This window comes from Aquimarina litoralis, from assembly GCF_019295435.1.
In the GTDB taxonomy this organism is placed as follows: Bacteria; Bacteroidota; Bacteroidia; order Flavobacteriales; family Flavobacteriaceae; genus Aquimarina; species Aquimarina litoralis_A.
In genome coordinates, this window is sequence record NZ_WEKL01000018.1 from 86,191 (window position 1) to 95,003 (window position 8,813).

Consider the following 8,813-nt stretch of genomic DNA (forward strand, 5'->3'; position numbering starts at 1 on the left):
CTAACATATTGATTTTAAAATAATTAATTAAAGACTGAAACTCAGTATTTAAAAAAATTGCTTTACCAAAAATATCATTTTAAACAACTATTAGAAACCCGGAAAACAGGGCTTTATGATGTTCATTAATTATTAAAATTAAAATATAAACTTTTCCAAGTAACAACCACCTTACCGAATCGTCTAATCTTTAAATGTACCCGTTATGACTTTTCAAAAAATTATTGAACGTACCTTACGATATTTTGTAGCCTTTTTCATTTTTGTATATGGGGCGGCAAAGCCCTTACAATTCAGGAATAATAATGGTTTTCCGAATAAATTGGTGAGTGAATTATCTGGTATGGAGTTAATGTGGTCTTTTTTTGGATACACACAAACATTACCTATTATTATTGGAGCATTGCAAGTAACAGGAGCTTTATTTCTACTATTTCATAGAACAAAAATTATCGGAACCCTTCTGTTAATTCCTATCATGCTCAATATTGTGTTATTTGATATTTTTTATCAGGTGAAAACGGGCGCTACTGTAAACGCAATCGTTTTTCTTGCTATTCTTTTTATTTTATTATTTTTTGAAAAGGACAGAATGCTTAGTGCATTAAAAATCATTAACCAAAAAAAAGAAAAGGATCCAAAACGAATCCTTTTATTTACTATTTGTGCTATACTAGCAGCGATGTTATTTTTCATCTACACCTATTTACAAAAAATCATGTAAACAATACTTCATATTTAAAAAACTCTTGTTGGAAGATCTCTGTAAGTCACTGTCAAACCTTGAAACTGACCTTGCCAATTATTATCATCTCCGACCCATCCAAAATGGCTCTGAGAATTATGAACTAACTCATCAACATCATCTATTTGCGTTCTTCCTCCTTTTACTCCAAAACATCCTGTATTGTTCGCTCCAACCCATGATGTTGGAGTTATAGCCAACATTGAGTGTTGTAAATGTCCTACATGATCCCAAAATCCAATTACCGAGTTTGCTCTTACCTGAACTACTCCTCCTACCCTTGCTGGTATACCCATATCAGGAAAAAAGAAGCGTTCTGCATCTATAAAAGAAACATTCTGCAAAGGATCTGGATATTCTCCTGTAAAATTGCCATTAGCAATTAACCATCTGTATACAAAAGTATGGCATATCTCCGAATCCGGACTCATTCCTAATTCTGGAACGTAAGTGCCTAAAAAAATCCCCATTGTTATTTATTTAAAGGTTATAAAAGTTAGTGTGATTGAGAAAATTCAACATTAATTTCAATGACTAAATTTTCCGCTTAAAAATACAAAAAACCTATGAATACATACCACTATTAAACTATTAAAATAGATAATTCAATATATCTTAAAAAACTTGCTTTTCTACCCCAGTAAAATATAAATACTTTTGTATCTTCGGAAAGTACACTAACAACCAATTTCTCTTAACAGATACACACAAATCGATCATCTTGAGGGTTTTTTTGCCAATAATCTGAGAAACTTCTTTCATTATTTTGAAAGTTAAGATGACTATTTATGTTTTATGGAAGCTATTAATTTTTATCAAATATCGGTTTTTCTCCTTCAAGGATTAGTTGTTTCATCATTGGTATTGGCACTATTTCATTTCCGTAAAGTTACTGGTAATGGCTTGCTATTTACAGCATTGGGAATGTTTCAGTTTATTCAGGTTTTTACTGCGACTACCATGTATTTCGAAGTTTATGATGGTATCACGGTTTCTCCTGGCTCTTCGGTTCTTTTTTCTGTTACTTTGTTTACCGTTTTAGTATTTTATATCAAAGAGGATGCATTGCTAACCAGAAGACTTATATATGCATTAGTTATTGCAAATCTTATGATTGTAATTCTACTATTGTTGTTTAGTATTAATCTTCAGGATTCAAAAATACATCAGGTATCCTTTCAAATGATATCTGATTTTTTCAACACCAACGTATTTCTATTAGTTTACGGAACTGTTTTATTATTTATTGACTCTATATTACTAATTTTTATATTCGAATTCATATCTAAATACATACAGAATTTATTTTTCCGTGTTTTCTTTACAATGCTTACTATTCTGGTTTTTGATGCAGTTTTATTTAGTGTTGTTGGTTTTTGGAATGATGGAAATATGATTTCTTTTCTGATTTCTGGTTTAGCATCTAAAATTACCATGAGCTTTTACTATGGAGTTATTTTTACGATTTATTTAAAATACGCACAAAAAGAAGTTACCGAAAATAGCTATTCAACCTTTAAAGATGTATATCACTCGCTAACCTATCGTCAAAAATTTGAAGAAGCGGAAAAAGTTATTCAATTAAGTGAAAATAGATATCAAACACTTACTGATATTTCTCCAGTAGGAATATTCATGACTAAGGCAAATGGAAAAACGACTTTTGTTAATGAAAAGTGGTGTGAAATATCAGGAATTTCCCAACAAGAAGCTATGAATGACGGTTGGCTTAAGGCGGTTCATCCAGATGACCAAAAGAAACTAAAGGCTGGTTGGTATCAAGATGCCAAAAGTAGAGACTCCTCACATGCAGAATATCGATTCCTACGACCTGATGGTACTATCAAGTGGGTATTAGGACAAGCTATTCCTGAGTATAACGAAAAACAAGAAGTAATTGGGTATGTTGGTACTACAACAGACATAACCGATTTAAAACTCTATGAAATTGAACTTAACAAACTAAAAGATAAAGCCGAAGAAAGTGATCGATTAAAGTCAGCATTTCTTGCCAATATGAGTCATGAAATCCGAACACCAATGAATGGAATCTTAGGTTTTGCTGAACTACTTAAAGAACCTGTGCTTACTGGAGATGAACAACAACTATACATTAGTCTTATTGAAGAAAGTGGAGCTAGGATGTTAAACATTATAAGAGATATTATTGATATTTCTAAAATTGAATCCGGACAAGTAAAAGTATTCCTATCTGAAGTTAATATCAATGAGCAAGTAACTTATTTATATAATTTTTTCAAGCCTGAAGCAGATAGAAAAGATTTAGAATTGTCTTTTAAAAATGGATTACCAGATGAAAAATCGCTTGTTCAAACGGATAAAGAAAAGTTCAATGCCATCCTTACGAACCTAGTGAAAAATGCACTTAAATATACTCCAGAAGGATCTGTTTCTTTTGGTTATGAATTACAAGATGAGTTTTTACAATTTTATGTAAAAGATACAGGTATGGGAATAGCTAAGGATCGACAAAAAGTTATTTTTGAACGTTTTGTACAAGCAGATATCGAGAATAATTATGCGATCGAAGGTGCAGGAATCGGTTTATCTATAGCAAGAGCCTATAGTGAAATGTTAGGTGGAGAAATTTGGTTAGATAGTACTAAGGATATTGGAACTATATTCTATTTTACTATTCCTTATAAAAAGGAATAGTAAAATAAAAAAATCAAATTATTCTGTTGGAATTCTTTCATCAATGAATTGTAAAGGCATGTCCTCCATAAGATCTATCATATCAAGAATATCTCTTATTGTTTGCTCCTCTTCTAACTGCTCTGCTACAAACCACTGAAGGAAATTTTCGGTACCAAAATCATTTACTTTTCTACATTTTGCAACAATATTATAAATAGATTTAGTTACACTTATTTCATGTTCTAAGGTGGCCTCAAAAACTTCTTTTAATGAGGTATACTCATGCGCATTAGATAAATTAGATACTTCTGGAGAAAAGGCAGCTCCACCAGCATCATTGATAAACTTAAAAATCTTCATCATATGCTCTCTCTCTTCTTCGGATTGTTTATAGAAAAAGTCCGCACTTTTAAATAGTCCTTTTTGATCACACCATGAAGCCATTGCTAAATACACTGAAGATGCATGCTGCTCCTTGACAATTTGCTCATTAAGCAAATCCATTACTTCTAAATTAATACTGATCTGTTTTCTTGCTATATTTTCCATCTTTCGTGTGTTTTGTCAATTAATTTTTATCTAAAATTAATCAAAAAAGGAAAGACAATATAGACGTAAGATCAATTTATAAAAAGTCTAAATATAAGTAAGATTAAGCGATCACAAGGATGTCATTCAGTTCGATCATAGCAAATGTTCCGTTAATTAGATCAACGAAATCCAAAATTTGTAAAGTATCTAGTAGTAAAACATGTTTTTTATCGCAGAAAGATAACAATGTTGTATCACTATGATTAAGCATATATTCCAGATGTTCGCTGGTAGAAAGCTGTTTTGCTTTGTATCGAAGACTTAATAATTGGCAAAATGAAACTTCAACCAATTTATGTCCAAAATCAATATAAAAACATTGGTCTTCGGAAGACTGATAAGACGTATAATATTTTGAGGCAAATAATAATTCCATAGTTCTGGAAGCAAAACTAAAGTTTATTTAGATCTATTCCAAATATAAATAACAAATTTACATCGTGATTACCTCTATTAAATTTAAAAAACAAGAACTACACGCGGGCTATCGCTCAAACATTAACGAAACAAATTCTGCTACGCAAGCAGGTTTTCTTGCACCTTCAATTTCGACAGAACAATCCCACGTTATTCTCAATCCTTTTTTCGTATATGGCTCTATTTGGGATATACTACTATGCAATCGTAATTTACTATCGACCAACACTGGATGAGGGAACCTCACTTTATTAAGTCCGTAATTCACTCCCATCTCCAAACTTTCTACAACAACAAGGTCCATTAACATCTTAGACAGAAGTGAAATTGACATAAAACCATGCGCAATAGGTTTCTTAAAAGGAGATTCCTTTTCAATACGATCTAAATCCACATGTAGCCATTGATAATCTTGTGTTGCATCTGCAAAAGAATTAATCATTTCCTGAGTTACTGTAATCCATTGCCCTATTGGTAATGTTTCCCCTAAATGAGTTTTAAACTCTTCAAAATTTTTACAAATAAGTTGCTTCATATATTTATTGTGCTATCTAGAAATGCCTCCATCTATTGTCAAACAAATTCCTGACACATAGGAAGCTTCATCAGAAGCCAAATATAAATATCCATACGCAATATCCATAGGTATCGCTGCTTTTTGTAAAGGTATTTGAGATTTTATCCCATCAATATGTTCTTTAGGGATTTGATCTGTCATTTCCGTTAAGGTAAATCCAGGCGCTAACGCATTGGCTGTAATACCGTATTTCCCCAGTTCCATGGTCCAAGTTTTGGACATTGCAATTACTCCAGCTTTCGTTGCAGCATAATTTGTTTGCCCAAAATTTCCTCGAAGGCCTACATTAGAAGCTGCAGAGACTATTCGCCCATATCCTGCATCTTTCATATACTTTGAGATTACCTGAGTACAGAGAAAAACCCCTTTCAGATTTACATCTATAACGGCATCCCATTCTACTTCGCTCATTTTATGCAATGTACGATCTTTGGTTATACCTGCGTTATTGATAAGAATATCTATTTTTCCATATCGTTTATAAATTCTTTCGGCTTCAGTTTCTATCGCATTTTTATCTGTTACAGAAATATTGGTAAATTCTGCCACAAGCCCTTGCTTCGAAATCTCATTTGCTATATTTTGTCCATCTACTAAAAGATCCTAAATAATCACGATCGCTCCTTCACTTGCAAACAATTGAGCAACTGCTTTCCCTATTCCTCTGGCTCCACCAGTTATAACGGCTACTTTGTCTTTTAATCTCATACTTTAATTATATTCATAATTATTAAGAACATTGAATTACAACTTTGCCTTTCACTTTGCGATGCATCATTTCTTCTAAAGCATTAGGAGCTTCATTTAATTCATATACTTTATGAATATGAGGCCTTAGCTTTTCTTCTCCTAACCATTTCATTAATTGCATGGTGTTTCCCAAATTCTCTTTGGGGCTTTTCATAGCGAAACTTCCCCAAAACACTCCTACTATAGAGCACCCTTTAAGCAAAGTTAAATTCAAAGGGATTTTAGGAATTGTTCCTGCTGCAAAACCAATAACCAAATAGCGACCTTCCCAAGACATACATCGTAAGGCGATTTCAGAATAGTCACCTCCTACTGGATCATATACTACATCTACTCCTTTACTATTTGTAAGTTCTTTAACTTTAGATTTTAAATCTTCATTTACATAATTAATTACCTCATCCGCTCCATATTGTTTACACAATTCCAATTTTTCTTCAGATGAAGCTGCCGCTATTACTTTGGCTCCCATTAATTTACCCAATTCTACAGCTGCAAGTCCAACTCCACCAGAAGCTCCTAAAACCAACAAGGTTTCTCCGGATTTTATGCTTGCCCGATCCTTTAATGCATGATAAGATGTTCCATAAGCTACCATAAAAGAGGATGCGATTGAAAACGGCATTTTAGGTGGTTTTTTAAAGCATACATTGGCAGGGACCACTACTTCTTCTGCATATCCACCTTGCATAACAAATCCAAAAACCTCATCATTAACTTTTAAATGGTTCACTTCTGATCCAACTTCTTTCACAATTCCCGCAACATCACTTCCTGGAACAAAAGGTAATTGTGGTTTAAATTGATACAATCCTTGAATGATCAATGTATCTGGGAAATTAACTCCACAAGCCTTTACCTGAATTAGCACTTCGTCTTTTTTTGGTATTGGATTAGCTACATCTTCAAAAACTAAATCAGAAGGAGGTCCATATTTTTTACACACTATAGCTTTCATACTGTTATTCAATAACCTTTAAGACTAGTTTTCCCATTTTTTCTCCAGAAAAAAGACGTAAAAACGTATCATGAAAGTTTTCTATTCCCTCATATACATCTTCTTTACTCTTTAGTTTTCCTTGTGCAAGCCATCCTCCCATTTCTTTGGCTGCTTTTCCATAGTCTTTGGCATAATCCATTACAACCATTCCTTGCATTGTAGCCCTATTTACTAGTAATGACAAATAATTCTTTGGACCTTGAACATTATTCATATTATTATATTGAGAAATGGCTCCACAAATAACAATTCTCGCATGCATTCGAAGTCTTGATAATGCAGCATCCAAAATTTCACCTCCCACATTATCAAAATACACATCAATCCCTTTAGGACACTCTCTTTTTATAGCATCATAAATTTCTTCAGATTTATAATCTATAGCTGCATCAAACCCAAGTACTTCTTTTACATACTTACATTTTTCTTGACCTCCAGCTATTCCAATTACTCGACATCCTTTTATCTTAGCGATCTGGCCAACAATACTACCAACAGCTCCCGCTGCTCCGGATACTAAAACAGTATCTCCTTCTTTAATCTTACCAACTTCTAAAATTCCAAAATAAGCTGTCATACCTGGCATACCAAGAGTTCCTATGTACATTGGTAAAGGAGCTAAACCTGGATCCACAGCATACCAATTCTCACCATTTGTTACTGTGTATTGCTGCACTCCTCCCCAACCAGTTAAAAAATCACCTTCTTTAAATTTTGGATGATTATTCGATTTAATTACTTCTCCTATAGAACCTGCTCGCATCACATCGTCAAGTTCTACTGGCGGTATATAAGATTTTCCTTCTCGCATCCAACCACGCATTGCTGGATCTAAGGAAATATAATGGTGTCTGATAAGAATTTCTCCTTCTTGCGGTTCTGGAATTGGATTATTTTGTAATTCCCAAGTATTTGTATCTGGTAATCCTTCTGGTCTATTCTTTAAGATGATTTGTTTGTTCATGTGTATTGTTTTATTTCTTTATCAGCTTACTGCTTTATTTTTCTGAAGACTTTCTACAAAAGCTTTCATTCTATTTCGTATTTCTGGTTTCCACCATAGTGAAATTGCTTGTTCTAAATCTATTTTAGGATCATTTTCCATACTTTCCAACCAATCCTTACGAAGCTTATATTTCGTATTTTTAAAAATTTCTGGATCTGCTTGAAGATATTGTTGCATTTTGATTTCGGCTCTAGCTATTACATTCTCCATATCACATACTTCATTTACCAAACCAGATGTCAAAGCTTCATCTACATTTAATAGCTTCCCGCTCAAAATATATTCATTAGCTTTTCCTTCTCCTATCCAATAAGAATATCCTCTAACTAAATTGCTGGATATCTGAATATTCACAGCTACTTCATTTAGACCAATGGTGTATTTTTCTCCAGCCGCCATAATTCGATGATCTGCTGTAATAGCAATGACACATCCTCCTGCTGGAGAATATCCTGTAATCGCACAAATAAACGGCTTACTGAATTTAGCTAATTGGATATACATACCTCCAAAATCATTAAAAAACTCATTCATTTTTGGTCTGTCATAGCTATACAATTCAATAACATCTAATCCAGCTGTAAAAAAATGTGGAATTCCAGTAATAATAGCTCCTTTCACACTATCATCATTTTCAAATTCATTAAAGACTTGTCTAATCTCCTTTACCATTTGATGATTAATAGCATTAACTTTACCTCGATTTAACTGGACAACGACGTACTCATTCTTTTTCTCTATTTGTATTGTTTTCATTCTTAAAACTTAATAGACTTTATAAAGATGTACCTCCATCTAAAGTAATGGTTTGTCCTGTTATAAATTTGGTAGTATCAGAGGCTAACCACACTACCGCTTCTGCAATTTCCTCTGCTTGCCCATATCGTTTCATAGGAATTACGCTTTTTAACATCTCATCCATATCTGGGCGCACGGATAACAATTTGTTAAGCAGAGCAGATTCTGTATATCCAGGACAAACTGCATTAATTCTTATATTTTTAGTAGCATATTCTAGAGCTGCGGACTTTGTCATTCCTACCACTGCAAACTTACTAGCACTATAAGA

At 33.2% G+C, this 8,813-nt stretch carries 10 protein-coding genes and 1 pseudogene; 2 read left to right on the forward strand and 9 right to left on the reverse strand.

Annotated features, from left to right (window positions below; genetic code table 11):
- Nucleotides 1-205: 205 nt before the first annotated feature.
- Nucleotides 206-724 carry a hypothetical protein gene (locus tag GBO31_RS11580; RefSeq protein WP_219008505.1) on the forward strand — a complete coding sequence of 173 codons (519 nt, stop codon included), beginning with the start codon at nucleotides 206-208 and terminating at the stop codon, nucleotides 722-724.
- 14 nt (nucleotides 725-738) lie between these two features.
- Here the strand turns inward: GBO31_RS11580 and GBO31_RS11585 are convergent, their stop codons facing one another.
- Complete coding sequence (locus GBO31_RS11585; RefSeq protein WP_219008506.1) at nucleotides 739-1,215, reverse strand: hypothetical protein; 477 nt, start codon at nucleotides 1,213-1,215, stop codon at nucleotides 739-741.
- A gap of 325 nt (nucleotides 1,216-1,540) precedes the next feature.
- Between GBO31_RS11585 and GBO31_RS11590 the strand changes: the two genes are divergently transcribed.
- Nucleotides 1,541-3,421 carry a sensor histidine kinase gene (locus GBO31_RS11590; RefSeq protein ID WP_219008507.1) on the forward strand — a complete coding sequence of 627 codons (1,881 nt, stop codon included), beginning with the start codon at nucleotides 1,541-1,543 and terminating at the stop codon, nucleotides 3,419-3,421.
- Nucleotides 3,422-3,439: 18 nt separating this feature from the next.
- On the opposite strand, the gene GBO31_RS11595 is transcribed toward GBO31_RS11590, so the two are convergent.
- The 8 genes and pseudogenes from GBO31_RS11595 to GBO31_RS11630 form a co-directional block, all read right to left on the reverse strand.
- Nucleotides 3,440-3,952, reverse strand: a complete 513-nt coding sequence (locus GBO31_RS11595; protein WP_219008508.1) for a ferritin — start codon at nucleotides 3,950-3,952, stop codon at nucleotides 3,440-3,442.
- Nucleotides 3,953-4,055: 103 nt separating this feature from the next.
- On the reverse strand, nucleotides 4,056-4,370 hold the full coding sequence (locus GBO31_RS11600; RefSeq protein ID WP_219008509.1) for a hypothetical protein: 315 nt from the start codon (nucleotides 4,368-4,370) through the stop codon (nucleotides 4,056-4,058).
- A 108-nt stretch (nucleotides 4,371-4,478) separates the two neighbouring features.
- Nucleotides 4,479-4,946, reverse strand: a complete 468-nt coding sequence (locus GBO31_RS11605; protein ID WP_219008510.1) for a MaoC family dehydratase — start codon at nucleotides 4,944-4,946, stop codon at nucleotides 4,479-4,481.
- 12 nt (nucleotides 4,947-4,958) lie between these two features.
- A pseudogene (gene fabG, locus GBO31_RS11610) lies at nucleotides 4,959-5,696 on the reverse strand (3-oxoacyl-ACP reductase FabG).
- A 22-nt stretch (nucleotides 5,697-5,718) separates the two neighbouring features.
- Entirely contained in the window at nucleotides 5,719-6,696 is a 978-nt protein-coding gene (locus GBO31_RS11615) for an NADPH:quinone oxidoreductase family protein (protein WP_219008511.1), read from the reverse strand.
- Between the two features lie 4 nt (nucleotides 6,697-6,700).
- Complete coding sequence (locus GBO31_RS11620; protein WP_219008512.1) at nucleotides 6,701-7,702, reverse strand: NADP-dependent oxidoreductase; 1,002 nt, start codon at nucleotides 7,700-7,702, stop codon at nucleotides 6,701-6,703.
- Between the two features lie 21 nt (nucleotides 7,703-7,723).
- Nucleotides 7,724-8,500: an enoyl-CoA hydratase/isomerase family protein gene (locus tag GBO31_RS11625; protein ID WP_219008513.1), complete on the reverse strand. Its 777-nt coding sequence runs from the start codon at nucleotides 8,498-8,500 to the stop codon at nucleotides 7,724-7,726.
- Between the two features lie 19 nt (nucleotides 8,501-8,519).
- On the reverse strand, nucleotides 8,520-8,813 hold a 294-nt coding region (locus GBO31_RS11630; protein WP_219008514.1), incomplete at its 5' end, for an SDR family NAD(P)-dependent oxidoreductase.